Source organism: Marinomonas sp. TI.3.20, from assembly GCF_038155025.1.
Taxonomy (GTDB): domain Bacteria; phylum Pseudomonadota; class Gammaproteobacteria; order Pseudomonadales; family Marinomonadaceae; genus Marinomonas; species Marinomonas flavescens.
Genome location: NZ_JBAKAS010000013.1, coordinates 45,032 through 70,491, shown reverse-complemented (window position 1 = coordinate 70,491; position 25,460 = coordinate 45,032). Strand labels below are relative to the sequence as shown.

Here is a 25,460-nt window from a genome sequence, read left to right as displayed (position 1 = left end):
AGTTTTGCAGTGCTTTTTAATACGGCTTAGAAATAATTAATTTCTCTCACCTCCACTGTAGAAACAACTCAAGATAAAAACTTGTCTGCCAGTCCACGATATTTGTCTGTGTATCCATTTATATTGACCCAGAGCAAATCAAGGTAGATGATTAATACTGCAAATAAAGACACCGCGCCAAAACACAAAAATAATTCAGAGGTGTGTTAATGAATAAATCTTTCACGGGTGGGAATCCACTTGTTTGGCAAAAGCGTACTCCAACCAAGCTGATAGAGAATCGTGTTTGTTTCGCCGGCCCTCACGCCGAATTAAGCATTTACGATACCTATGAACAAGCACAGAAAGTCAGCCTAAAAGCCAGTTCCTTGCTGTATTGTGGAATGGTAAAGGGCGCAAAAGTCATGCATACGAAAACCCGTGAAAACATCTCTTTTCTGCCTCATGAGTCTTTTATTTTATCCCCTGATGAAGAAGTCTTTATCGACTTTCCTGAAGCACAGTTAGACTTACCTACCACCTGCCTGACTATTGAGATTTCAAAAGAACGCGTCGCTCAAATTTGCGATCGGATGAACGACATTATGTCGTCATCTCCCATTCCTACAAAGATTCCGCTGGATCCAAACCAACCTTTGCATACTCTACATACCCAAGCGACGCAGCAACTATTGGATAGACTGACCAGTGATTTTGTACAAAATGACCCAGATCGTGACTTGCTGGTGGATTTTGGTGTCAGTGAATTAGTCACGCGCATTTTGCGCCACCATGGCCGCGATGCCTTGCTGCACTTTACCCAGCACAATCCTGACGCCAACGGCCTCACTTGTGTTTTACATTGGATCGAGCAAAACTTGGCACTTCCTTTGGATATAACAGAGTTAAGCAAAAAAGCCTGTATGAGTCGTAGCCGTTTCTATGATGCCTTTAAGCGCCAGTTGAACTGCACTCCTGCTGAATACCAGCATCAACGAAGAATGAGTCGAGCGTATCAACGCTTACAAGAACACGTTTCTGTGACCGAAGTGAGTTATGAGCTGGGCTATCAAAGCCTAAGCCATTTTAGCCGCCGCTTTCATCAGCATTTTGGGGTAACGCCCAGAGCAATAGCACAGACAAAATTGAATTAGCTCCTGTGTTCTGCCCATTAGGATTGGCACTAAAAATGAAATCGGCAATTCACGGATAGGTTCCTCTAATATTCTAACATTTAGACCTGTAGATCTAGTCAACCAAAGTACACCTCTAGTATAGTGACGCCCTATGCTTGCATCTCTCCTCTGAGTCGTTAGGTTCCCTTTTAATGCAGTCCTTCATGTGTTGCTTTTCGAACAATTAAGATATTAAGGCGATTATGTCATCACTTTTTAAGCACCCTAATTTTGTCCATTATTGGATTGGACAAATAGCCTCCTCTTTTGCTTTTCAAATGCTCAGTGTCGGCATAGGTTGGCAAATGTATAACCTAACGAATAGCCCACTTGCTCTGGGCTTAGTAGGTCTTTGTCAGTTTCTTCCTCAGCTAGCGTTAACCTTGGTCGTTGGTCATGTGGCCGATCGTTATAATCGTCGCATCATATGCGTCTGTACTCGTTTTTGCATGGCATTCACTGTAGGGATTTTAGCATTCGGAAATATAACCGACTCTATCTCAGCTCAAATGATCTATCTTTGTGCAGCTATGCTGGGCACCGCTAGAGCGTTTGAAATGCCAGCGAATCAAGCCATTTTGCCCAATTTAATTCCTAACGAAATGCTGTCTCGCGCCATGAGTGCTATCGCATCAGCTCGTGAAATTAGTGTGATTGCTGGCCCTGCACTTGGTGGGATCATCTATTTATTAGGGCCAACAACACTCTACTTAACCAGTATGAGCTGCTTCCTTGTTGCCTGTGGAATCATGTTTTTCTTGCAATATAACTTCTCAATCAAAACCAAAACACCCATTAACCTTGGTCATCTGCTTGGCGGCTTTTCATTTATACGCGGCAACAAAGTGATTTTGGGATCAGTGTCATTGGATATGTTTGCCGTCTTACTAGGTGGGGCGACAGCATTATTACCGATTGTTGCGAAAGACATTCTTCATACTGGTCCTTGGGGATTAGGACTCTTACGCTGCGCGCCAGCTCTTGGAGCATTGTTGATGTCGATCTACCTCGCGCGTCGGCCATTGCAACACAGTGTAGGCAAGATCATGTTTGCTGCCGTGGCCGTTTTTGGCGTCGCTACAATTTTATTTGGGTTGTCTGAGAATCTAATCTTATCCATGGTTGCTCTAGTACTACTCGGCTCATCAGACATGATCAGCGTAGTGATCCGGTCTACGCTAGTACAACTTGAAACACCTGATGAAATGCGCGGTCGAGTCAGTGCGGCAAATTCGGTTTTTATTGGCAGTTCTAATCAATTAGGAGAATTCGAATCTGGCGTAACCGCCGCATGGTTTGGTGTTGTTCCTGCCATTATTATTGGTGGTGTCGGTACGATTGCTATCGTGGGGATTTGGATGTATTTATTTCCGCATCTAGTGCAACGAAATAAGCTCGAAAAAGCCAATGACTAATCATTCATAGTAAATACGTTATCAAAGAGAAGAAACGCTGCTTATCATTACTTAAAGCGTCGTTTCTTCTTGATCGCTTTCCATTTCCAACTTGGCGAATCGCCTTTCACTACATAAACAACGAGTAATACTAGGGTCATAGAGCCAACCCATATTGCCCATGACATTAGTTCGATTTTGGGGTCATAAATAAAACAAATCATAACAACGGCTAAAAAATACACGGCGAGAACAGCCCACCCTTGCCAAGTATGAGGTTTTCCCCAACCCCAACCATTCTTTTTCGGTGGAAACCAAGTGTTTTTTTTCGGTGTTGTCATGGTATTTTTCTCATCTGTAAACGCCTCTTAATTAGGCTACCTATTGTGACCTAATATAAAAAAAGAGCCTACAAAAATGCAGACTCTTTTTTAGAATACGGTTAGCAAGTATCACTTATATTTAATGTTCTAAATACGTAATTATCTCAGCTCTCAATTTGTTAGGAACTCGCCACGCGTTTTATCACTGCGCTTAAATAGCCCACCTAATGCTGTTGTTTGCGTAGAGGAACTAGCGTCCATAACACCTCGCGCCTTCACACAATAATGTGTTGCATTGATGCTCACCGCGACATTGTCCGTTTCTAATAAAATTTGTAAAGTAACAAGAATCTGCTGAGTTAGGCGCTCCTGTACTTGTGGGCGCTGTGCAAAAAAGCGAACAATACGGTTTATTTTTGATAAGCCAATTATTTTGTTTTTAGGCAAATAAGCGACCTTAGCAAAGCCATCTATTGTGACAAAATGATGCTCGCAGGTACTGGTAAAACTAATGTTACTTACTTTTACCATTTCATCGACTTTCATCTTGTTGTCGATGACCGTAATTTTAGGAAATTGAGCGTAATCTAGACCCGAGAAAATCTCTCTCACATACATTTTTGCAATGCGATGTGGGGTTTCCGCTAAACTATCATCGGTTAAATCTAAGCCTAACGTGCTAACAACATCTTCAAATGCATTTTTAATACGCTGATACTTTTCTTCTGTTGTTAAGCCATTATTAATCATGGGGGTTTCAAGACCATGATTTACCAAAGCGTCACGTACTTTTATTGCTTCTTCAGACAGTACTAAATTACTTACATTTGTTGGTTCTGCTACAGCAGTGTTCATATCGATACCCCAAGTTGCTATACCCTGTCCGATGACATGGAGGCTTTTATAAAAAATAAGAGGCCTTCAGTTGACCTTTACGTCTGGCTAAACTAAATGCCTACCTCCATCTAGAGACAGGGTCCGACCCGTCATATAGCGGTTAGTTAATATATATTGTACCGCTAGTACCCCCTCTTTTTCACCTGGCTCTTGGTGTAAAAGGGATTTATTCAATGCTTTTTGACGATATTCAGCATTATCTTCAGGATTAAACATCAATAAAGAAGGTGCGATGGAATTTACATTTACTTCTGGCGCAAATCGTTTTGCAAAGGAACACGTTAAGTTTGCCAAGCCAGCCTTACTAGAAGCGTAGGCAATATGCTTATCACTGCCTTTTTCAGCCACATAATCCGTCATATGAATAATGTCTGCTTTGCCTTGATGTTCAAACCCGTTACATAGTAAAGCTTCAAAAGCGAGATTTATACGATAAGGCGCAAATACGTGGATTTGCCACATTCTTTCCATCAATTGAGCTAAGTCTGCGCTCTCAGCTTCCGCGCCCCACTCAGATGCGTTGTGAATAAGAGCCCGCACGCCTGAATAATCTTGATGTATTTGCTTAATAAATTCATCAATACCCAGTTGTGAGGAAAAATCAGCACGCAGGCAACGTACACCCAATTTTTCTAATTCGACAATGCTTGTTTTTGTATGGCGATACGTCACAACGACATCATAGCCATCTGCCGTCAATGCTTTAGCACAGGCCAAGCCAATTCGTTGCGCTCCGCCTGTAATGATAATTGGCATTTTGCGTGTCATTTCGTTTGATTCCCAATCAGTTATCTTAATAAACATGATGAAAAAACCATCTCTCATTTATCTTACGTGATCAGGAAAAAAAAGATCAACGCCTATTTCAATATTGAACTACCTTAAGAAAATAGCCTCTAAACCAATGCCAAATCATGATCTTTTCGTTGTATCACTTATTGATGAAACCTAGGAACCATAAAAAAGGATTAGCAATAATGGAAATAATTAAACATTCAGACCGAAAAATATCAGCAACAGATATCCCACAAGAAGCTTTTGACTGGTACGACGAATACGCCCATGGCGATATTGACCGACGCACCTTCTTATCTCGCTTGAGCACACTTAGCATGGCTGGATTAACCTTACCCTTGGTGGCTGGTGCATTAATACCAAATTACGCCCTCGCCGAACAAGTGTCATTTAATGATTCGGATATCACCGCCAGTTACTTAGTCTTTGATACCCCTAATGGTCATGGCAAAGGCCGTGGCTACCTAGTGGTTCCAAAAGGTGTCAATGCTACAAACAAAGCACCTACGGTACTGGTGGCGCATGAAAACCGTGGACTTAACCCTTACATCCAAGATGTCGCTCGCCGACTTGCTAAGGCTGGGTTTATTGCTTTCGCACCTGATGCACTTTTTCCGCTTGGAGGGTATCCAGGTAACGATGATGAAGGGCGTGCTATGCAGAAAACATTAGATGGTACAAAAATAGAAGGCGACTTTATGGATGCCGCCACTCTGCTAAAAAATCATGATTTTAGTACTGGAAAAGTAGGAATGGTTGGCTTTTGTTATGGTGGTTATTTAACCAATGCATTGGCTGCAAGCATGCCTGATACTATTGCTGCTGGAGCGCCTTTTTACGGAACGCCCGCCAAATCAAACCTAGATAAAATTCGCGGTCCATTGCAATTGCACTTTGCTGAGCTTGATAAACGCGTCAATGCCACTTGGCCAGATTATGAGAACACGTTAAAAGCCCACGATATAGAGTACAGCGCGTATATTTATCCTAAGGCAAACCATGGTTTTCATAACGACTCAACGGCACGCTATCAAGAAAAAAATGCCGAACTTGCTTGGTCTAGAACACTCGAATTTTTTAATCGTAATTTGAACGTTTAGTTGTTTCATTATTTACTAAATAGGCATTAGTAAAAAAGCCCCTTTGTGATTTTTTAGCTCAATGAACGTCAAAGGGACTTCTTACTATGTTATGTCGTCTTTTGTTCGAACTAAGCAGGTTCAAATACACCTGAAATAATCAGATTGGCTATACGGCGAAGTGACCTGTTGTTATTTGAGTATCAGATGGAAAGGTAAAATCAATTCCTGCACTGTTTGGCGTTTGAGCCCATAAATCAGCACATAGGTCCTCTATCGTGATGTTATTATCCGCTTGCAGCCAAGCCACTACAGCACGAGCAACATTAGGATAAGAGACTTGTACCACTCGACTGCTATCCAACCAGTACTGAATAACCTGTGAATTAAGATGTTCACTGGTATGGGCCAGCCCTAACGCATCCAATGCAATCATATTAGAGAGTTGCTCAATTTGTCCCTGCATGGGTTTCGCTAGAATTCGGCGACCTAATTGCAACGCCTCTGAATTCAATTCAAACCCAGCGTTACACAACACAGATTCACACTCATTAAGATTTTTTTGAAATTCATTCAGGCTAAAAGGAAACACTTCTACATTTCCGTAAACCCCAGGATCAATGTCTTTGCAATGCAAACGAAAATCATAATTTGGCACCTCTTCTAGCCATTCCATCACCTCTTCACTGTTTTCAAAAGGCAAATAGACCAACACAGACTTATCATCTGGATTCGTTTTTTTCTCATGAGAATGGATGATCGGCGGTAAAATAGGATAACCAAAATGATGCCAATGAGCCCCTAATCGAGTTGTTGCTGGAGCAAAGTTAGACAAAATCCATTGCGATAAACGCTTCCCAGTATAACGAGGAATATTATGACTAAAAGCATACTGATGCCCAAAGCCAAGACAAGGTGTTCCCTGTCGTTTAGCAGCCCATGCTACTACAGGCTCAAAGTCGGTAATCACCAAATCATAACCGCGCGTATTTAGCTCACGAACATCCTTAAACAAGGTGAAGAGATTCGCTTTTCTGCAAGTGGATATAAGATCCAATTGTCCATTTTTAGAGACAAAACTCAGCCCTTTAAAAACACGGTAATCCCCAAAGATTTCCATATCAAAATAGTCAGATTTTGAACGACCTGAAAAAACAAAATCAACCTCAATGCCAGCTAACTTAAATTCTGCCGCCATCGAACGTGCACGTGAAATATGACCATTTCCCGTCCCTTGAACACCGTAAAGTATTTTCATACTAAAACCCCAATCATTAATGCCGCACAACCAGAGCCAAGCAAGGCGCCCATCACGGTATCCGTAGGAAAATGCACGCCGAGAAAAATACGCGACAAGCCAACTTGTGCAGCCCAAATATAAAGATAAAGCCCAAAATCAGGAAACGCTTCATTCAAACAATAAGCGATAAAAAAAGCCCCTGAAGTGTGCCCAGAAGGAAATGAAAACTGGTCAGATGGCACAATAAAGCTTTTAAAGTTATCCAGAGCCTCTTCTGGGCGATTACGCTTAAAACCTCGCTTTAAAATAAGATATGCACAGCGCTCAAGAATAAAACCCAACACGATGGCGTAAGCCAAGGTCTCGAACCCAAAGACCCATAATGAAAACGCGATCAGAACATAAAGCGGCCCATCAGCACTAAAAGAAATCGCTCGACTTACTCTTGCCATGGCAATGCGATGTTTACGTGCCATACACCAATAAAAAGCATGTACATCGACAGCGTGTATATTTTGAAGAATATTCATTTCACCACCTTTCTGGTTGAACATGCTTTCAACATAAGGTAGTCAAATGTCATTTAGACTGCAGTTACATGACAACTTTATGACGATGAAAAAACGCCCTGCTAATCAGCAAGGCGTTAAAGTTGTTTTGTAGAAACTCATTTACCAATAAATTGGTGGTGAGAAGTTAAAACCAGTTAGTAAGCATAATGCCGACACCCAGTGTTTGAGACGACTGATCGTAGCCAAGAAGGGACTGACCATAGCCATTAAAGTACTGAACATAACCTCTCGATTTTCCCCACAGAGGAAAAGTAAAGCCAACCTCTACCGCCCCTTTATTCTCAGAAGAGCGAAGGTTATTACGCAGCATTACATCAATACTGTAATCATCAATGGCATGAAATACTCTAAATTCGCCATAACCAAAATATTTTTCTATATTCGGATTATCGTCTTCGTCCTTACTTTCAGGAATACGGTACCAAGGCTTTATCGAATAAGCCGTATTCCCATCTTCAAACGTAAAATCAACATAGAGACGATTCCAAGAGCGCGATAAGGGATCAGACTGACCATTAGATTGATGGTCAAAACCATAACTGATATTGCTAGGCTTTATATTCAAAAAACCACTTTTTGGCTGAGTAACAATGAAAACTTCAGGCTCATAGTTAGTATCGCGAAAAGGAGCCGAGATCGCGCCATTATAGGCTTGCCAATAGGATTGCTGTGTATAGGCAAACCACAAGCTCGTATTCCTACCAACAATGTTATACGCAACAGGAAATTTAAAGCTAAGTTGAAACTTAAATTCCACTTTATCTAGGTCCTCATTGTTCGCTTTATCACCTAAAAAAGCGCTTTCATTCGGATGAGGATTAAATGTTATCGGTAAAAAATAATTAGGTCGATGTGGTGTCAAAACAAAAGGGTTGTTGGACGTGGAAATTTCTCGTGACGCGCGTTGCTGTAAAAGTCCATCCGCTTCTTGCGCCCGTTTGGAAGTCGGCTCAGGCACTTTAGGTTCTTCAGGCGTATAGCTCTCAGTATTATTAACATTCTCGGTATTATTAACATCCTGAGAACCACCCTGATCGTCTGTCGTCATACTTGAAGACATCTTGGTGCCATCATTGTTTAACATAGTACGATCATCTACTGATGCGGCACTGTCGTTAGATGGCACACTTGTATCAACTTGAGCGTAAAGTATCACAGGAAAAAATAGCGCCCATAACAGCATAACTTTCATGATATATTTCCTTACCCTATAGCAACAGCCATTAAGCTAGTGCATCTTGATTAAGATAGAATGACTTTGCGGGCATAAGTATCGCGTTCCATTTCACAGACTTCAACCGTAAAGCTAACGTCCACTAAAGAAAACTGCGTTAGCGCTTCCAATACGAGATGAGAGAGTGCTCTTTTCTGCTCAACTGTCCTACCAGACAACATACGAATAGTGACATGAACAAACGCATCTTCCTTTCCTGCCGTCATAAAATTCTTATAGGGAAAGCCGCGCAATTTAATGTCTGATTCATCAAAAAGCCCAGACGTTAGACACGCAACCTTAACCGTTTCCAACCAATCCGCAGGAGGCACTTCTTGGTCCAAGTTTTGGCTATATTCAATGATACAATGCGGCATTTCACTTCTCTTTTATTTACGTTTTTTGTGTTAATTTTTAATAAAGCGCTTCTAGAAAGACACCCAAAACAAGCTTATATCAGCCTAATAGCCTCGGGTGAGGACAACAGCTTGTGGCACTGTGCCAAACTCTCGATAAGTTCGAATATGGTTTGCGACAATCTGACTGGCGCTATCTGGGTGAGTCGGTGCCGAAATATGAGGCAATACACTTACTTGAGGATGCTCCCAATATCCATTTTTTGATGACAAAGGTTCTTGAGAGAACACATCTAAAACAGCATGGTTAATGTTTTGATTCAACGCTGCCAATAAGGCCGCATCATCAATAATAGCACCGCGGGCGAAGTTAATAATACTCGCGTTTTTGGGTAAACAAGCAAGCGTTGTTTTATTCAAAAGCCCTCTAGTTTGATCCGTCAACGGTAGTAAACAAACAAGAATATCACTCTGCTGTAACAGCTTATAAAGCCCTTGCTCACCATCAAAACACTGAATACCTGTAATATTTTTTGCACTCCGACTCCAACCTGCGACAGTAAAGCCATTCTCTTTGAGGCGTAGCGCACTGGTTTTCCCTAGCTCCCCTAACCCCAATACACCAATGCGGCGATCCTGAGCGCGAACCATAGCTCGTTGATGCCATTCCTTACGGCTTTGCTGTGCTTGGTACGTAGGCATGTCACGATGCAGAAACAAACTCCACGCTAAGACCGCTTCAGACATTGTTTTGGCTAACTGCGGATCCACCAAACGGACAATTGAAAAATTTGGAGAATCAAGTTCTGCAATCATACCCTCAACCCCAGCCCAAACACTGTGAACCCATTTCAAATTAGGAAGTTCGAGCAATGACGCTGGATTAGGATTCGCCACTATAGCAACATCACAAGCTTGCTTTTGCTCACAACTAAGCGTCTCAAAAGCGACGATCACTTCTTCTGGCAAGGCCTTAGAAAGCGTGGCTATCCACGCGTCTTGCTCGGTTTGTGAAGCACGACTGACAAATGGAATCATTTCGCGTATACCTGAGCTAGATCTTTAAAGCCTTTTAATTCAATGGCATTGCCACTCGGATCTTTAAAAAACATCGTCCATTGTTCGCCTGGCAAACCGGCAAATCGAACGCTAGGCGCAAGGTCAAAAGGCACATTAGCTTCGGTTAATCGTTTAGCCACTTTTTGCCATTCATCGAGCGCTAGTATCAAGCCAAAATGAGGCATGGGAACAAGATGATCACCCACTTTTCCGGTATTTGAGGTAGGGCTTGGCGTGCCTAAATGAAGTGATAATTGATGGCCATAAAAGTCGAAATCTACCCAAGTATCTGTACTACGCCCTTCGGTGCATCCCAATACCTGTGTATAAAAATCCCGAGTCGCATCCAGTGATGTCACATGATACGCATAATGAAATAAAGCAGTCATAGCGGCTCCTAGCAAAAAGAAATGGCTACGTCAAAAACGCAGCCATTAATAAAATAGACTCTGCTAGAAAATACAGTATTGACCTAAAAAGTAAACACCGACTTCTTTATCTTGCTAATGGCGCCAGTCAAAAATAGACTCAACCGTTTACTTCAAAGCCCATTGCACACCATAAGCATCAAAGAAGATGACATGGTTCTGATTATTCTGATCTTTAGGCAATGTTTCAAACACGACTCCGAATGCCGAAAAATTATGGTAATCCTCCCAAAATTGAGAGCTATACCATTCGATCGTCTGCGCCGATTTATTGGATAAAGAGGCTTCTGGGGCTTTCTCATGTTCAACGAGCACAAGCTGAGCGTTTAGGTTTTCAGAGCGTTTAGAGGACAATCGAACTTGCCCATCTAGGTGACCCTCTTCACTTTCAACAACAAGCCCAAAGACAGCCCCATAATAAGCGGCTGCATCACTTACATTAGCAACAAAAATAGTGTGCTGTTTCATTCTGTCCCTCTACTGTAATCGCTCTTCAGCTGACACGGATTTATCTTGAAAGCCAACCATGTTAATGAACTCAGGCCTAACGTGTGGCATAGGATTCACTTCAGAGAAAAGATGTGAACGGCTCTGATTTTCAATAATACGTACATGGGAGCGGTTTAGTTCTCTTGGCTCTTTCACACCACAAGAATGGGCGATTAAACCAATACCGTGGAGTAAACCATCGGCGTAATTAGCAACTCGCTCAGACTTTTCTTGAGGCATTAAGCCTTTTTGTAAATCTGGATTATGCGTTGTAATGCCCGTAGGACAAGTGTTCTTATTGCACTGTAGCGCTTGAATACACCCTAGGGAAAACAAGAAGCCACGCGCCGTTACAATAAAGTCAGCACCGGCACTAAGTGCCCAAGCCGCTTTACCTGGCACCACAAGCTTGCCTGACGAGATGATTTTAATGTATCGACGCAGCCCATATGAGGTGATGATATTTACCACTAAAGGTAAACTTTCTCGTAGCTGCATGCCGACATAATCCATTAAAGGTTGAGGTGCCGCGCCAGTGCCGCCATCTGCGCTATCAATGGTAATAAAATCTGGGCAATAATCGATGCCTTTTTTATGGATCAATTCACACATTTTTTCAAAAAAGCCTAAATCCCCTACCACCATTTTAAAGCCAACGGGTTTCGAGGTAACGGTACGAACATGATGAATCATGTTTAATAAATCATCGATTGACTTAATGTCTGTATGACCATTAGGGCTAATTGAATCCCGACCTACTGGAATACCCCTAGTATGTGCAATTTCTTCAGTCACTTTAGCACCAGGTAGCATTCCCCCTTTACCCGGTTTAGCACCTTGACTCATTTTAATTTCAATCATACGAACCGTTGGGTGTTCCGCAATTTTGGCCAATTTACTGTCGTCTAAATGCCCCTCATCATTACGAACACCATATTTTGCAGTGCCTATTTGGAAGACTAAATCACAACCACCTTCTAAATGATAAGGCGACAAACCACCCTCGCCAGTATTCATCCAAATACCCGCTTTTCGAGCGCCTCGAGATAAAGCTTGTACCGCTGGTTTGGATAAGGCGCCGAAGCTCATACCAGAAATATTAACCACTGAATTAGTGCGATAAGGTTTCTTAGCGGTAAATTCTCCGATGCAAATCTCTTTCGCTTGTACCGCATCTTCGTCTAATGTTGGGAATGCACAGTGGAGGAAAAAGATATCCCCCGGCGTGTCTAACGATCGTGTCGAGCCAAAAGCAATCGTCGTATCGACTTTCTTGGCCGCTCGATAAGCCCATGAACGCTCCGCTCGGTCAAACGGTCTCTCCTCACGATCTAAGGCAAAAAAGTACTGGCGAAAAAACTCTCCTAAATGCTCAAAGGCGTAGCGAAAACGACCAACCACAGGATAATTTCGACGAATCGTATGCGCGGTTTGATGTACATCGACCCAATACATAACACCAATAGAAACAACGGCTGCTAATAATAAAAAGAGAAAAAGAATAGCCCCCCAATGAATGGTGAACGTAGCTAATGAGGACAAAACATCCATTACTGAGCTCCTAAAATTAAGGAATAAGACAAGAGAAATAATAAAGTAGAAACTACTTTAAAATAATTTTTATTAATAAGTCCATTAGAGTACGTCATATACAAGGCGATATCACGATAGAACAAAGAAGACTTTCCGCAAATAACAGGGAAAGATAACGTTGACGAAGCACATTAAAGTAATCGAATTCATTAATTGCTCTATGATTTATTAAGCCTAATTAGACTAATTCCAGCACAGGCAACTAACACCAATACAATCCATGACCCTATTACCACACCTAACCAACCATCCGCTCGCCAAAAGGGGTCTAGGTAATAACCGCCGATACTCGCCCCTAAATAATAAAAAACGAGATACAACGACGATGCACTGGCCTTCGCAAATTTCGCATTACGACTGACAAAACTGCTGGCTGTCGAATGGCACAAGAAAAAACCAAAGCTGTTAATTAATAACCCTAAAATAATCGTCCAAAGCGAACCCCCTAAGGTCACTAAAGAACCTAACATTAAAATACAGGTTCCTAACACCATAATATTTGGCTGTGGCCAACGTTTTGCTAAACGCCCCGAAATAGCAGACCCTAGTGTGCCCGATAAATAGGTAAGAAATAACATGCCAATGTATTTGGATGATAAATGGTAAGGCGCTTCTTCAAGCACAAAAGTGATATAGCTGTACTGATTAATAAAAATAAAAAAGCTAAAGCCGCCGATGAAGTAACACGTAATTAAGCGACGATTTTTTAAATGTCCCAACATATTAGAAACAATATGTGACACCCGCAAAGGCTTAGGTTCAAAACCTTGAGACTTAGGCAACAGTATAATAAACGCGGTCATACAGATAAGACTAATAACACTCATCACACCAAAGGTAGAAGCTCTCCCTAACCACTCGCCAACAAAACCACCAATCAAGCGTCCACCGATACCACCGAGCGTATTTCCGCTTATATAAAGACCTACGGCAACCATCAATGCCTCAGGAGTGTACTCATCGCCTAAATACGCCACCGCCATAGCGGGTAGTCCAGCTAAGAAAAATCCTTGAAGCCCGCGCAGTAATAAAAGCGACTCATAACTTTGGACAAAAGAAAGGCATAAGGTGGTTAGCGTGATGCCAACCATGGTCATTACCATAATCCCCTTTCGACCAAAGGCATCCGAGATTGGTCCATAGAACAACAACGAAATCCCTAGGGTTAAGGTGGTAATAGTAAAACTGGCCGTCGCTTGCAAAGGACTAATGTTAAATTCCTTGGCAATCATTGGCAAAAGCGGCTGAGTAACATACACATTGGCAAATACCATAAAGGAGCCAATCACCAATGCGAGCGTGCCACGCCAAAAAACATTACTGCCAACTTCGATCACGTTCTACCCCAAGATATTAGTGTGCTGAAGGGAAAGTGCGCAGAAGAAAAACACACTGAATGCCTAATAATGCTGGCCACTATACTCTGAGTCTAATTATCAATAAAATATATCTTATTTATTAATTGGATCAAATATATTGATGGATATAAAGCCATTAAGGTACCTTCTCGCGATTGCGAAAACCGCCAGTTTCACACGAGCTGCCGAACAATTAAATGTTGCTCAACCTGCGGTCAGTATGGCGATCAAAAAACTAGAAACAGAATTGGGTTTGACCTTAATCCATCGTGCTGATCGTAAAATAAGTCTAACGGATGAAGGCAAACGCCTCCTGCTGCATGCTGAAAAAATTGTCCAAGCCACCGATGATGCCTTATTAGAAATGAATGAGCTTAAAGGCTTGAGCCAAGGAGAAGTTCGTGTGGGCATTCCAGGTATGCTGGGATCTTACTATTTCCCTCCGATCCTAATGGCCTTTCGTCACCGTCATCCAACCATTAACCTAAAAGTCGTTGAAGGTGGTACTTGGCAGCTACAAAGGATGTTAGAACAAGGCGAGCTGGATTTAAGTGTTATCGTTGCTGAAACCTTACCTAATGGTTTAGAAACACACCGCCTACTGAAAGAAGAAATGCGCGTCACCATTGCTAAAGATCATTCTTTCAGTCAACTAGATAGCATTACACCAGACGCTTTTTTTGACGAAGAATTAGTCATGTTTAAAGAAGGCTATTTTCATCGTCGCGTGGTAGATAGACTCGCCAAGGAAACGGGTAAAATCCCCAAGATAGGCTTCGAAACAAACTTAATTCCACTGATTAAATCCATCACTCAACAAGGTTTTGGTGTGTCGACTCTTCTCAGTATGGTGGTCGAAAGTGATGACGATTTAATCTCTCGGCCTTTTGATCCGCCTATTTGGCTCGACTTAGCCATCGCTTGGCGACAAGGTGCCTATCTCTCTCAAGCGAACCAAGCCTTTTTAGATTTCGTGTGCGAGCAAGGTCGCGAGCCAAGCACTTAATTCTCGAGCGGTAAGTTTATTTTTTAGCGATAGTGATTTAACTCAAAAAAAGCGCCCAATGTTAAAATCAACATTAGGCGCTTTATCTTCATTTTATGATGGGCGCGTAATAAGAACGCCTATATAAGAGTTAAATACTTATCTTAATTGAAGAGACGACGCTCAACCAAACGTGAATACTTAAGGCGTTTTAGTCCTTTTGCACCCGCCAATATAATAAGATCAAGAATCGGCTCAACCAATACGATGCTCAAGTAAGCGATACCAAAACTGGCCACAGAAGAAACATTAGACGCAGAAAAACCTTGTCCGTAGAAGGCCCAGAACGCGACCCACAAAACAATACCACCTTGATAAGTCAAAGACAGTTTCAGCGCTTGTGTATAACGAATGTCTACATAAGCAGTGCGTTCAGAGATAATACGACGTGACACAGCGGCCATCGCAAAGAGCGGCACAAGCAAGGTTGTCACATTCATACCATATTGAGGCAGATCAAACGGTGCGAAAAATACACCTTGAATTAGTAGCCCCATAAATAGGCCAATGGATGCCGCAGCGGGTCCAAAAATCAAAAATAAAGTCGATCCAAGAATAAGATGCACTTCTGATACACCGACTGCTTGATGAGGTAACACCTGAAAAAAGAAGAGTACTAAAGCACTTGTTATTACACTTCTTCCTAACAAGTTAATGAGGCCATTTTCACGAATCGCTTCAATCGAAGCTTTAGCGGAAAGTCCTAATGCTGCAAATGCTGTTGCGTAACTCAAAACAATTTTTACGCCGGTAACGACGCCTGGTTCAATATGCACGATGTGCCTCCAATAAATGTTTCATACTCACCCGTATGATTTCAATTAATCGTTTTTTGCTTGGCAAAAAACATAAAAAATAAAGGCCGGTCTCCGGACTCATAAGCAGTAACTTGTCCCTTCCCATTTTCACAGTGAGAGCAAGCGTGACGTCCTAACTTATTTACCGTTGCGGGGGCAGTACCAGATTAACTTCGTCCTGAAGCGCACTCGTTTCCCGTTTAATCAGTCAAACTGACACCTTTATTCGTACTGCTCATAATATGAGCAGATTCGCAAAGCCTACGAATTTAGTCATGAGTATGCAATGTAAAAAATTCATCGTAAGGCTATAAATGAAAACACGACACCTTGCTCGTGATCCCATTCAATTTTATTTATCTACTACAATGCGTATTAGCGAAAAAGACGCTGCGCCCAAACGGTTAATCCCGCCGCGACACTACCAAAGTGGTCTCCATCTAAAACAGGAACATCCCCTATTCTTTTTTGAATTGCCTCTCTGATAATAGGTGATTTTGCCGAACCACCGGTCATATAAATCACATCAGGTTGCACGCCCGCTTGCTTAATTGATTCGCTCATTAAAGAAAGCATTTTTTCTAACGGTGGTTGTATTGAATGAGAAAATTGCTCACGAGAAATACGACGATTTAGGCCCTTTTCAATGTAATCCAGCAACACATCATGCTCTTGCTGATCAGACAGTGCTATCTTCGCTTCTTCAGCGTTGCGAACCAAATGATAGTTATGTTTTTCCTCACGAAGATGCAAAAAACGTTCTAAAAGTTTTGGTTCAACAGCGTCTAAACGTAATTGTTCAATCTGCAGCTTGGTTTCTAAACTGTTAAACGTCGCGAGTGCGGTTACATCATTGGTGGTAACCGCATTCCAATAAATTTGTGTCGGCATGGGTAAGCTGGTTTTTAAATTAGACTCCATGCCAAACAAAGGCATAAGATGCTTGCCCGCAACACGAATATCTAGGTCATTACCGCCAATTCGCTCTCCAGTATGACCTAGAAAGTCAGCCGTTCTATCTTCTTTGGAAGAAAAATCTGGGCCCATTTTCACCATGGCACAATCGGTTGTACCACCACCAATATCGACGATCAGCACGGTTTGGTTTTGCGTCATTTTCGCTTCAAAATCCAACCCTGCTGCAATCGGTTCATAAAGAAATTCGATTTCTTTAAAACCGGCTCGCTTGCCTGCCGTCGTTAGGATATCAAGCGCTTGCCGATTACTCGCTTCGGAATCGATGCCTTGAAAGTTAACAGGCCGACCGATAACTGTATGCGTAATTTCTTCACCTAGGTTTTTCTCAGCTTGTTGCTTGATGTTTTGCATCATCGCAGTGACGACATCCTCAAAAAAGTGGATGTGTTGCTCACGAAGCCCACTGCCGCCTAAAAAAGACTTTGGTGATTTTACGAAATAGCCGTCTTCTGGCCACTGATAGTATTCAGCAAAGGCGGCGCGCCCAAAGAATAACGTTTGCTCATCGTTCGCAATGTCTTCTTCTCGGCGCACACGCTGTGCTCGGGATAGAATCAATCGACGCTGCTCAACGAATAATTCTCTCGCCTGAGGATCGGTAAGATTGCGAGCGACTGATTCAGAAATTAAATCTCTATCAAGCGCATAAAGAGTAGAAGGTAAAAAAGTATTTGTGCCTTCAAGAGGCACCAGTCGAACCGCGTCATCTTGTTCAATACCGATTGCACAGTTCGATGTACCGTAATCAAATCCACAAATCATGTTAAGCCACTGCCTATCTTTACAACCAAAAAGGGCGCGGAAGATAACACATTCAAGTAAAAGCTGTCAGCAATCTATTTTGTTGAAAAACGCCAAAAATGTAAGCCTATAATAAGCGTGCTAATACGAGCATGACAGTTAACAACAATTTCAACACGCTAACGACCCAGCATTGTTCATTTTCTATACACATAAAAAAACCTCCCATTAGGCAAACTAATGGAAGGTCTATAGACAAGATTTCGCAATAGATTAAACCAGTGGAGAAACACCGATCAATAATTTATGTAAGAAAAATACCATAGCGAACCAACAAACCATAGTCAGTACAAAAGCAGCCAAATCCATATGAACGCCAATGTATATTGGCTTTTCTACACCCGCAGCTCGATCACGACGACGTGCAACGGCAAAACTAACGATAGCCCAAATCAAAAAACTACCAAACAGAATCACATCAGCTAATGTGCCATTACTTATTAAATGCGCCAGTGCCCACACTTTAATAGCAATTAACAAAGGATGCCCGATCATTGATTTCACTTTAGTGCCAGGAATAATCGCGGCCGCAGCAAAGTAGAAAGAGATCAACATTAGTACCGCTGATATTTGATGAGTCCAAACCGGTGGATACCAAAGCCAAATTGGAGACGGTCGCAGTTGCATATAACCAATAATAATTGAGGCAATGGCCAACAGTGATATTAACCCAAAACGAATACGCCAGCGCATTGCACCACTTTTCGCCATGTTGCGGTCACGCCATTCTGGGGCAAAAATATGAATAGAATGCAACCCAAAGAAAATAACCAAACCAATAACTAAATTCAACATAGAGCAGATTTCCTTAACCATTGAGAGACATCAAGGCTGCATTCTATCATTATGAGAAGCAGCCACGTTAAAAAATGAAAACCTAAATACCTTAGCTACATGCACTCAAAGCATCGCCCTATGCTCTGTTTACATTAATAGCACGTTAAAGCACTAAGGAAGCCACCCAACCCATAACTAAAAGTGGCAAGTTATAATGCAAGAAAGTTGGTATAACACTGTCGCGAATATGGTCATGCTGACCATCGGCATTTAAGCCAGAAGTTGGTCCTAACGTGGAATCTGAAGCGGGCGAGCCTGCATCACCTAATGCGGCGGCGGTACCAACCAAAGCAACAATTGCGATCGGACTAAATCCTAACTGCATGGCCAATGGCGTATAAATCGTCGCGATAATAGGAATCGTACTGAATGATGATCCAATGCCCATAGTTACAATCAAACCCACCAGCAACATACTTGCAGAAGCCACCGCTTGGTTTGAGCCCATCCAGCCACCCAGAACATTCACAAGCGAATTAACTTCACCTGTTGCACGAATAACAGCGGCAAAACCAGCAGCACTGATCATAATAAAGCCAATCATGGCCATCAACTCAACACCACCCGTAAAGACCGTTTGTGATTGCTTCCAACTAATCTGTCCAGTGATGAAATACATCGCCAAACCACTTAGTGCCCCGAAGATCATCGAGCCAGTATACAGCTGTGTCACCAATGCCACGACAATAGCAATAAAAGACACAATAATAGCGCTGCGACTAGGTAAAACCAGAGAGTGAATATCAAATTCATCTTCCGACTCTTCATATTCTCTAGGCTTACGATAACTAATAAAAACAGCTATTAATAAGCCAATAACCATCCCAGTTGCCGGTAGCCACATAGCTGGTGCAATCTTACTAGGGTCTATCTTCAGGCCATTAGCTGCTAGATTACTAGCAAGCAGCTGATGAAGGAATACACCACCAAAACCGACTGGCAAGACCATATAGGGAGTGACTAAGCCAAACGTTAAAACACAGGCTACTAAGCGACGATCCAACTTTAAATAGGTCATTACGTGCAGCAGAGGCGGTACTAAAATGGGAATAAAGGCGATGTGCACAGGAATCAAATTTTGACTCATTATTGCCATCAGTAAAAGGACGCTACAAACTAAAGTTCGCATCAAAGCAACGTGCTTCGGTATTGGAGAACGATTGATCATGGCAATAATTTTATGCGCTAGCCAATCGGTTAACCCTGAACGAGAAATCGCAACAGCAAAGGCTCCCAACATCACATAACTTAATGCAATTACCGCCCCTTCTCCTAGCCCTTGTTCAAATACTTGGGTGATTTTAAGTAAGCTCATTCCGCCGACTAAACCTGCCGTGATAGCACTCACACACAACGAAATCACTACGTTTAAACGTGCCACACTTAAGATCAGCATTAAGGCAACACCTACAACAACCGCATTCATGTCAATATATTCCTAAAAAGGTAATGCACTTACCGACAAATAAGTGCAAGGAAATGCGCTAAATGGCAACAAAACCCATGAATTAAACCACGTTAAATGGCAAGAGAAGGCGGCATTGTAGGGGAGCAAGATGATTTCTCAAGAGGAAATTGGAAGATGATGATATTTTGTCTTATTTGCTTAGTTTAATAACAACTTGACCTAGCGCTTAAAAACACCAAAACCGAATTTTAGCTCACATTCGGTTTCATAAATAATTTTTGCGCAAAGATGAAGTAGTAAAATAGCAAAATCTTGCTAGAAAACGCCCCCATTTTTGCTCTAGAATACGCCTTTTCAAAAATGGGCCCTTGCCATGATCAAGACACCATATTATCTCATTGATAAAGCCAGTCTTCTGAAGAATTTAGAGAAGATTGCTTACGTGCGCCAACAGTCTGGTGCCAAATCTCTTTTGGCGCTTAAATGTTTCGCGACTTGGTCTGTATTTGATCTAATGCAAGAGTACATGGACGGCACCACGTCTTCTTCTTTGTATGAAGTGAAATTAGGCAAAGAGAAATTCCGAGGTGAGACTCACGCTTACAGCGTGGCTTACACTGACGATGAAATCGAAGACGTTCTCGCCAACAGCGATAAGATTTTGTTCAACTCAATCGGCCAATTAACACGTTTTAAAGACGTCAGCGAAAACCACATTCGCGGTCTACGAGTGAACCCTCAAGTCAGTACCTCTGACTTTATTATTGCCGACCCAGCGCGTCCATTTAGTCGTTTAGGCGAATGGGATCCAGAAAAAATCGCCACTGTTAGCGAACAAATATCCGGTTTCATGTTCCATAACAACTGTGAAAACAACAGTTTTGAGCGCTTTGATGAGATGTTGACTCACATTGAAACTCGCTTTGGCCATTTGATTAAACAAATGAAATGGGTCAGCCTAGGCGGCGGTATTCACTTTACTGGTGAGAATTATCCACTGGATCAATTCTGCCAACGCCTTAAAGCCTTCGCAGATACCTACCAAGTACAGGTTTATCTTGAGCCTGGTGAAGCGGCGATTACTAACAGCACAACCCTAGAAGTATCTGTATTGGATACCTTATTTAACGGCAAAAACTTGGCCGTGGTAGACAGCTCAATTGAAGCACACATGCTGGACTTATTAATCTATCGCGAAAACGCTAAAATGGCACCATGCGACGGCGATCATGAATACATGGTTTGCGGCAAGTCTTGCTTAGCCGGCGATATTTTTGGCGAATTCAAGTTCGATAAAGCATTGCAAGTGGGTGACCGTTTGTCTTTTCAAGACGCTGCCGGTTACACCATGGTGAAAAAGAACTGGTTTAACGGTGTTAAGATGCCGTCTATTGCCATACGCCAATTGGATGGCAGCATCGAGGTCGTGAGGGAATTCGACTATAACGACTTTGTGCAGAACCTTTCTTGATCACAAGTTAAGACGGTTCACACTTTTTATTTTGGAGAGAGTTACTATGAAAAAAAATGTTCTAATTATCGGTGGCGGAGGCGTGGCTCGTGTTGTAGCCCACAAATGCGCCCAACACAATGACACACTGGGCAATATCGCAATTGCTTCCCGTAGCGTTGCGAAATGCGACGATATTGTAGCCAGTGTCTTAGAAAAAGGCAGCATGAAAGTCGAGGGCCGCATTCAAGCATTTGCTCTTGATGCTCTTGATGTACCAGCCACTATCAAACTGATCAACGACACAGAGTCTGAAATCGTTATTAATGTCGGTTCTGCTTTCATTAATATGTCGGTTCTTGAAGCTTGCATCGAAACCGGTGTGGCTTACTTAGACACTGCGATCCATGAAGATCCAGCGAAAATCTGTGAAACACCACCATGGTATGCAAACTACGAATGGAAACGCCGCGAGTTATGTAAAGACAAAGGCGTGACCGCAATTCTTGGCGTAGGTTTTGATCCAGGTGTAGTAAATGCTTATGCAGCATTAGCTTACAACCACTATTTCGACAGTGTTAGCGACATCGATATCATTGATATTAATGCCGGTAGCCACGGTAAATACTTCGCAACTAACTTCGATCCAGAGATCAACTTCCGTGAATTCACCGGTCGTGTTTACTCTTGGCAAAAAAGTGCGTGGCAAGAAAACAAAATGTTCGAGATCAGTCGAACAGACGACCTTCCTGTCGTTGGTAAGCAAACCGCTTACATGACAGGCCACGACGAAGTACACTCGATTTCACAAAATCTAGACGTGCCAAACGTACGTTTCTGGATGGGCTTTGGTGAGCATTACATCAATGTCTTCACGGTTCTTAAAAGCTTAGGTCTACTCTCTGAGCAACCAGTGAAAACCGCAGAAGGCCTAGAGGTTATTCCTCTTAAAGTGGTTAAAGCAGTACTTCCAGATCCTTCTTCTTTGGCGCCAGATTACACAGGTAAAACTTGCATCGGCGATGTAGTGAAAGGCATCAAAGACGGCAAAGAAAAAGAAGTCTTTATCTACAACGTAGCGGATCACAAAGACGCTTACAATGAAGTAGGCAGCCAAGGTATTTCTTATACCGCGGGCGTACCACCTGTTGCCGCTGCTATCCTCGTTGCTAACGGCACTTGGGACGCAAAAGAAATGCGCAACGTCGAGCAACTTGATCCAAGACCTTTCTTAGGTTTGTTGAACGAGATGGGCTTACCGACTCGTATAAAAGATGAAGATGGCGATCGCCCTTTCACGCAGTAGTAACGCAACACAGCCACTCTAAGCTTACATAATAAAGCGGCTTTTGTTTATGTACCTAAAAACCATCACTTTGGCGTAACATGAAGTGATGGTTTTTTTATCTACCGCTTTAACCTCAAAAAAATTCTACTATTTACAACACACTCACCAAGCGATGCCCTTTCAGTTGATGTTATTTTAAATAAAAAATATTTATAAACACCCACCTTCAAAATAAGCATTAAAAACGCAAAAAATGTTTATTAAAATTTCACATTCGTGAGATTACTCTCTATTTTTCAAAAGCATTAAACATTTGCTTATATATTATGGAGACACTCAATCATGAAGGTATCTCAGCTATTTCGTTATCATTTACTATCGAATAAGGAAACAAGTCAGCACCATTACATTCCTTTTCGTTTCATTATTGGTACCAGTATCACATTTTTAATTTTCGCTATACTGCTTTGGATTACTAATGGATATCATGCAGGTTTTTACACACTAAACACACTTGGCAGTAAGCTACCGAATGTGGTTTGCTCCTTCATCACTTTATTGGGAGATACTCAAGTCGCTATCGCGTTGCTTTTGTTTATTGTTTACGTCCACCCAAAACTATTGTCAGCAACCATAATAGCCATTATTCCAACAACATTTATCACCCACGGAATGAAATCTTTTTTCGCAATGGCTCGACCTGGCGGGGTATTACCCGAAAATAGCTTTCACCTCGTCGGAAATTTATTGCGAACACATAGCTTTCCATCTGGCCACTCCGCCACCGCAGGTGTGATTGCCTCGTTTTTCTTAGTTGTTGCAAAAAATAAACAGCAGAGAATCGGAGTTATTTTCGTTCTTATGATGGTCATGCTGAGCCGAGTAATGGTAGGGGCTCATTGGCCTATAGATGTCTTTGTTGGTGGGGCTATCGGCTTACTTTGTGGACTTATCTGTTACATGCTAGCTAAGCGTTATCACTTTTGCCAATCAGCGCTCAGCCAATGGGTAGCGATGACGGTACCTCTTTATTGTGCGCTGACCTTACCGTTTCATAATGGCGGCTATCCTGAAGGGCATTACGAGGTTATTTTGGTCGCTATTGTTGCGCTACTTTACTACTTAAGCCAACTGCAAAAACACTGGTTTATCAATAAAAAACTAGCGAGGTAGGAGAAGATATCACAGCAAAAACAAGTAAGAATGAGCCCAAGAAGGGCTCAATTATTTTGCTAAAAAATGTATTATCAGTAGCCTACTAAAATGAGGCTCTTTTTTCCTTTTCCATGCACAACTCCCCTTCTCATATACCTTTTTCGCTAGAATTATCAGTGCCTCCTATACTTGCTTGCTGCAGGTAGCTACTATTACTTCCTTCAGTAAAGTGTCAGTATTTTGATTAGAAAACGACAACAACCCCATTTTATTGATCGATACGACGCGTGATATCGCTTTCTACTATTCTGCAATAAGGACAATGTAATGAAATACAGCGTTAAAATGGTAGCCATGATGGCCACAATCACCCTAACGTTAGCTGGCTGTGCCTCTTCTCCAAGCAGCTCATCCGCACCGAGTAAAGTCGATAGCGCGGCTCAATCACAATTATCCACAGAAATAAGCGCCGTTAAGGTATCGATCGATAACGCCTCTGCTACATTGACCTCAGCCAGTGACAGTCAACTCGATTGGTTTGCAACCAGTCACGTCAACAAGGCACGACAAGCACTTGATAAAGCCAAAGGCTACTATGCTGAATTTTCTTCAGACCCAAGCGAAGCCAATGACAACATTGGCTTCTTCAATTCTCAAACTAATATGGAAGCCGCACTCGAAAACTTAAGCACCTTTTCTGCCGAAATAAGCCAAGCTCAAGCCATTCGAGAGCAAGCACTCAATACCCTTGAAGATGCGTTTGCCAACCGCAAACAACTAAAAGTAATTGGAGCCGACACACTTTACCCTACTACTTACAAGCAGCTGGATAGTGATCTGAAGCATTTAGTAGACCAAGTTGCAGAAGGCAAAGCCGATGCTGCCATCAAAGCACAGCCTACTTTATTAGGTAAACAGCGTGGTTTAGAAATAAAAACCGCCATCAAAGTGTACCTATCAGACGCTAAAGACAAATTAACCAGACTTGAACTTGCGCTGGTAAAAAACTCTGCGCCACAAACATTAGCGCAAGCCTCAGCGGCACTAATGGACGCCGAAGCCTTTATTGCCTCAGAACCAAGAGCCAATGCAAAAATCAAAGAAAAAGCTGACTCTGTAATGTTTGCCATTAATCATGCAGAACAAGTGTCTATTGCGGTGAAAAAACTACGCGCTATGCCGCCGAGCGCCGATGAAGGTTATATTTTGAGTTTTGAGAAACTCTTATTGGCTATTTCTAACGAATTGGGCGCTGTCGATTCCCGCGACCAAAGACTCAGTAAACAGAGTGAACTTATTGTTCAATTCATCAGAGACAGCATGAAAAATGAGCAGGCTGTTCAATCCGCTCAACAAGCATTAAAAGCTACCATTGTTAAGCAGAACAATAACCTAGACATACTAAATAAGCAAATTGACACTCTTAACACCAAGCTTGCCGATAAAAGCGCATACGCTACCTCGCTGCAAAACCAAGTCGCTAATTTAATCACACAACTTGAAATAGCGAAAAAATCAGCTCAAGCAAAAGCCACGACCATCACAACGCCTGCTAACGCTGAGGCGGAAGAAAACCTAGCAACAACAGACGCTAAAGCGAGTACTACGGAAGTAACAGAAAAACAAGCTGTGAATACTCTAGATAAAGACAGTACGCCAGTGCCTTCTAGCGGCACTAGCTCATCGACAGGTGAGACTAAGTAAACCTCAATACAGCGAAAGTAATTGAGCCATGATCCGAAAAACAGTCA

General features: G+C 42.2%; 24 protein-coding genes and 1 riboswitch. Of the genes, 8 read left to right on the top strand and 16 right to left on the bottom strand.

Features of this window, described 5'->3' with window-relative positions; all coding sequences use genetic code 11:
* Window positions 1-209 precede the first annotated feature (209 nt).
* Both V6259_RS13475 and V6259_RS13470 read left to right on the top strand, forming a co-directional pair.
* Window positions 210-1,133 (top strand): AraC family transcriptional regulator, encoded by a 924-nt coding sequence (locus V6259_RS13475; RefSeq protein WP_133010253.1) that lies wholly within the window; start codon window positions 210-212, stop codon window positions 1,131-1,133.
* 224 nt (window positions 1,134-1,357) lie between these two features.
* Complete coding sequence (locus V6259_RS13470) at window positions 1,358-2,569, top strand: MFS transporter (protein WP_341584963.1); 1,212 nt, start codon at window positions 1,358-1,360, stop codon at window positions 2,567-2,569.
* A 47-nt stretch (window positions 2,570-2,616) separates the two neighbouring features.
* On the opposite strand, the gene V6259_RS13465 is transcribed toward V6259_RS13470, so the two are convergent.
* From V6259_RS13465 to folM, 3 genes are all read right to left on the bottom strand, one after another.
* On the bottom strand, window positions 2,617-2,889 hold the full coding sequence (locus V6259_RS13465; protein ID WP_133010251.1) for a hypothetical protein: 273 nt from the start codon (window positions 2,887-2,889) through the stop codon (window positions 2,617-2,619).
* Between the two features lie 153 nt (window positions 2,890-3,042).
* Window positions 3,043-3,726 carry a GTP cyclohydrolase I FolE gene (gene folE / locus V6259_RS13460; protein ID WP_133010250.1) on the bottom strand — a complete coding sequence of 228 codons (684 nt, stop codon included), beginning with the start codon at window positions 3,724-3,726 and terminating at the stop codon, window positions 3,043-3,045.
* A gap of 87 nt (window positions 3,727-3,813) precedes the next feature.
* Window positions 3,814-4,572: a dihydromonapterin reductase gene (gene folM / locus V6259_RS13455; RefSeq protein ID WP_341584962.1), complete on the bottom strand. Its 759-nt coding sequence runs from the start codon at window positions 4,570-4,572 to the stop codon at window positions 3,814-3,816.
* A gap of 173 nt (window positions 4,573-4,745) precedes the next feature.
* On the opposite strand from folM, the gene V6259_RS13450 reads away from it, so the two are divergent.
* On the top strand, window positions 4,746-5,663 hold the full coding sequence (locus V6259_RS13450) for a dienelactone hydrolase family protein (RefSeq protein WP_341584961.1): 918 nt from the start codon (window positions 4,746-4,748) through the stop codon (window positions 5,661-5,663).
* Window positions 5,664-5,811: 148 nt separating this feature from the next.
* On the opposite strand, the gene V6259_RS13445 is transcribed toward V6259_RS13450, so the two are convergent.
* The 9 genes from V6259_RS13445 to V6259_RS13405 form a co-directional block, all read right to left on the bottom strand.
* The gene (locus V6259_RS13445; RefSeq protein WP_341584960.1) at window positions 5,812-6,900 is read right to left on the bottom strand and encodes an MJ1255/VC2487 family glycosyltransferase; all 1,089 of its coding nucleotides are present in this window, start codon (window positions 6,898-6,900) and stop codon (window positions 5,812-5,814) included.
* Window positions 6,897-7,412 carry a phosphatase PAP2 family protein gene (locus V6259_RS13440; protein ID WP_133010247.1) on the bottom strand — a complete coding sequence of 172 codons (516 nt, stop codon included), beginning with the start codon at window positions 7,410-7,412 and terminating at the stop codon, window positions 6,897-6,899. The genes V6259_RS13445 and V6259_RS13440 overlap by 4 nt, the downstream gene beginning before the upstream one ends.
* A 166-nt stretch (window positions 7,413-7,578) precedes the next feature.
* Window positions 7,579-8,646 (bottom strand): phospholipase A, encoded by a 1,068-nt coding sequence (locus tag V6259_RS13435; RefSeq protein ID WP_341584959.1) that lies wholly within the window; start codon window positions 8,644-8,646, stop codon window positions 7,579-7,581.
* A gap of 50 nt (window positions 8,647-8,696) precedes the next feature.
* Entirely contained in the window at window positions 8,697-9,044 is a 348-nt protein-coding gene (locus tag V6259_RS13430) for a 5-carboxymethyl-2-hydroxymuconate Delta-isomerase (protein WP_341584958.1), read from the bottom strand.
* Between the two features lie 84 nt (window positions 9,045-9,128).
* Window positions 9,129-10,061, bottom strand: coding sequence for a 2-hydroxyacid dehydrogenase (locus V6259_RS13425; protein WP_341584957.1), 933 nt, complete (start codon window positions 10,059-10,061; stop codon window positions 9,129-9,131).
* Window positions 10,058-10,471: a VOC family protein gene (locus V6259_RS13420; RefSeq protein WP_341584956.1), complete on the bottom strand. Its 414-nt coding sequence runs from the start codon at window positions 10,469-10,471 to the stop codon at window positions 10,058-10,060. The genes V6259_RS13425 and V6259_RS13420 overlap by 4 nt, the downstream gene beginning before the upstream one ends.
* Window positions 10,472-10,618: 147 nt before the next feature.
* Window positions 10,619-10,978, bottom strand: coding sequence for a hypothetical protein (locus tag V6259_RS13415; protein WP_341584955.1), 360 nt, complete (start codon window positions 10,976-10,978; stop codon window positions 10,619-10,621).
* 9 nt (window positions 10,979-10,987) lie between these two features.
* The gene (locus V6259_RS13410; protein WP_341584954.1) at window positions 10,988-12,550 is read right to left on the bottom strand and encodes an FMN-binding glutamate synthase family protein; all 1,563 of its coding nucleotides are present in this window, start codon (window positions 12,548-12,550) and stop codon (window positions 10,988-10,990) included.
* Window positions 12,551-12,750: 200 nt separating this feature from the next.
* On the bottom strand, window positions 12,751-13,929 hold the full coding sequence (locus V6259_RS13405; protein ID WP_341584953.1) for an MFS transporter: 1,179 nt from the start codon (window positions 13,927-13,929) through the stop codon (window positions 12,751-12,753).
* A gap of 142 nt (window positions 13,930-14,071) precedes the next feature.
* Between V6259_RS13405 and V6259_RS13400 the strand changes: the two genes are divergently transcribed.
* Entirely contained in the window at window positions 14,072-14,956 is an 885-nt protein-coding gene (locus V6259_RS13400; protein WP_341584952.1) for a LysR family transcriptional regulator, read from the top strand.
* Window positions 14,957-15,099: 143 nt separating this feature from the next.
* Here V6259_RS13400 and V6259_RS13395 read toward each other — a convergent pair whose 3' ends face one another.
* The 4 genes from V6259_RS13395 to V6259_RS13380 all read right to left on the bottom strand — a co-directional run bounded on the left by V6259_RS13395 (window position 15,100) and on the right by V6259_RS13380 (window position 19,834).
* Window positions 15,100-15,771, bottom strand: a complete 672-nt coding sequence (locus V6259_RS13395; RefSeq protein ID WP_341584951.1) for an energy-coupling factor ABC transporter permease — start codon at window positions 15,769-15,771, stop codon at window positions 15,100-15,102.
* A gap of 67 nt (window positions 15,772-15,838) precedes the next feature.
* Window positions 15,839-16,031, bottom strand: a riboswitch (cobalamin riboswitch).
* Between the two features lie 136 nt (window positions 16,032-16,167).
* Window positions 16,168-17,532, bottom strand: a complete 1,365-nt coding sequence (gene yegD / locus V6259_RS13390; protein WP_341584950.1) for a molecular chaperone — start codon at window positions 17,530-17,532, stop codon at window positions 16,168-16,170.
* A 252-nt stretch (window positions 17,533-17,784) separates the two neighbouring features.
* The gene (locus V6259_RS13385; RefSeq protein WP_341584949.1) at window positions 17,785-18,366 is read right to left on the bottom strand and encodes an NnrU family protein; all 582 of its coding nucleotides are present in this window, start codon (window positions 18,364-18,366) and stop codon (window positions 17,785-17,787) included.
* Window positions 18,367-18,511: 145 nt separating this feature from the next.
* Window positions 18,512-19,834 (bottom strand): Na+/H+ antiporter family protein, encoded by a 1,323-nt coding sequence (locus tag V6259_RS13380; RefSeq protein ID WP_341584948.1) that lies wholly within the window; start codon window positions 19,832-19,834, stop codon window positions 18,512-18,514.
* 355 nt (window positions 19,835-20,189) lie between these two features.
* Here V6259_RS13380 and nspC point away from each other — a divergent pair, with 355 nt between their 5' ends.
* The 4 genes from nspC (at window position 20,190) to V6259_RS13360 (ending at window position 25,413) form a co-directional block, all read left to right on the top strand.
* Window positions 20,190-21,287, top strand: coding sequence for a carboxynorspermidine decarboxylase (gene nspC, locus V6259_RS13375; protein WP_341584947.1), 1,098 nt, complete (start codon window positions 20,190-20,192; stop codon window positions 21,285-21,287).
* 46 nt (window positions 21,288-21,333) lie between these two features.
* Window positions 21,334-22,572 (top strand): saccharopine dehydrogenase family protein, encoded by a 1,239-nt coding sequence (locus V6259_RS13370; RefSeq protein ID WP_341584946.1) that lies wholly within the window; start codon window positions 21,334-21,336, stop codon window positions 22,570-22,572.
* 324 nt (window positions 22,573-22,896) lie between these two features.
* On the top strand, window positions 22,897-23,727 hold the full coding sequence (locus V6259_RS13365; RefSeq protein ID WP_341584945.1) for a phosphatase PAP2 family protein: 831 nt from the start codon (window positions 22,897-22,899) through the stop codon (window positions 23,725-23,727).
* Window positions 23,728-24,036: 309 nt separating this feature from the next.
* Complete coding sequence (locus V6259_RS13360) at window positions 24,037-25,413, top strand: hypothetical protein (protein WP_341584944.1); 1,377 nt, start codon at window positions 24,037-24,039, stop codon at window positions 25,411-25,413.
* Window positions 25,414-25,460: the final 47 nt, after the last annotated feature.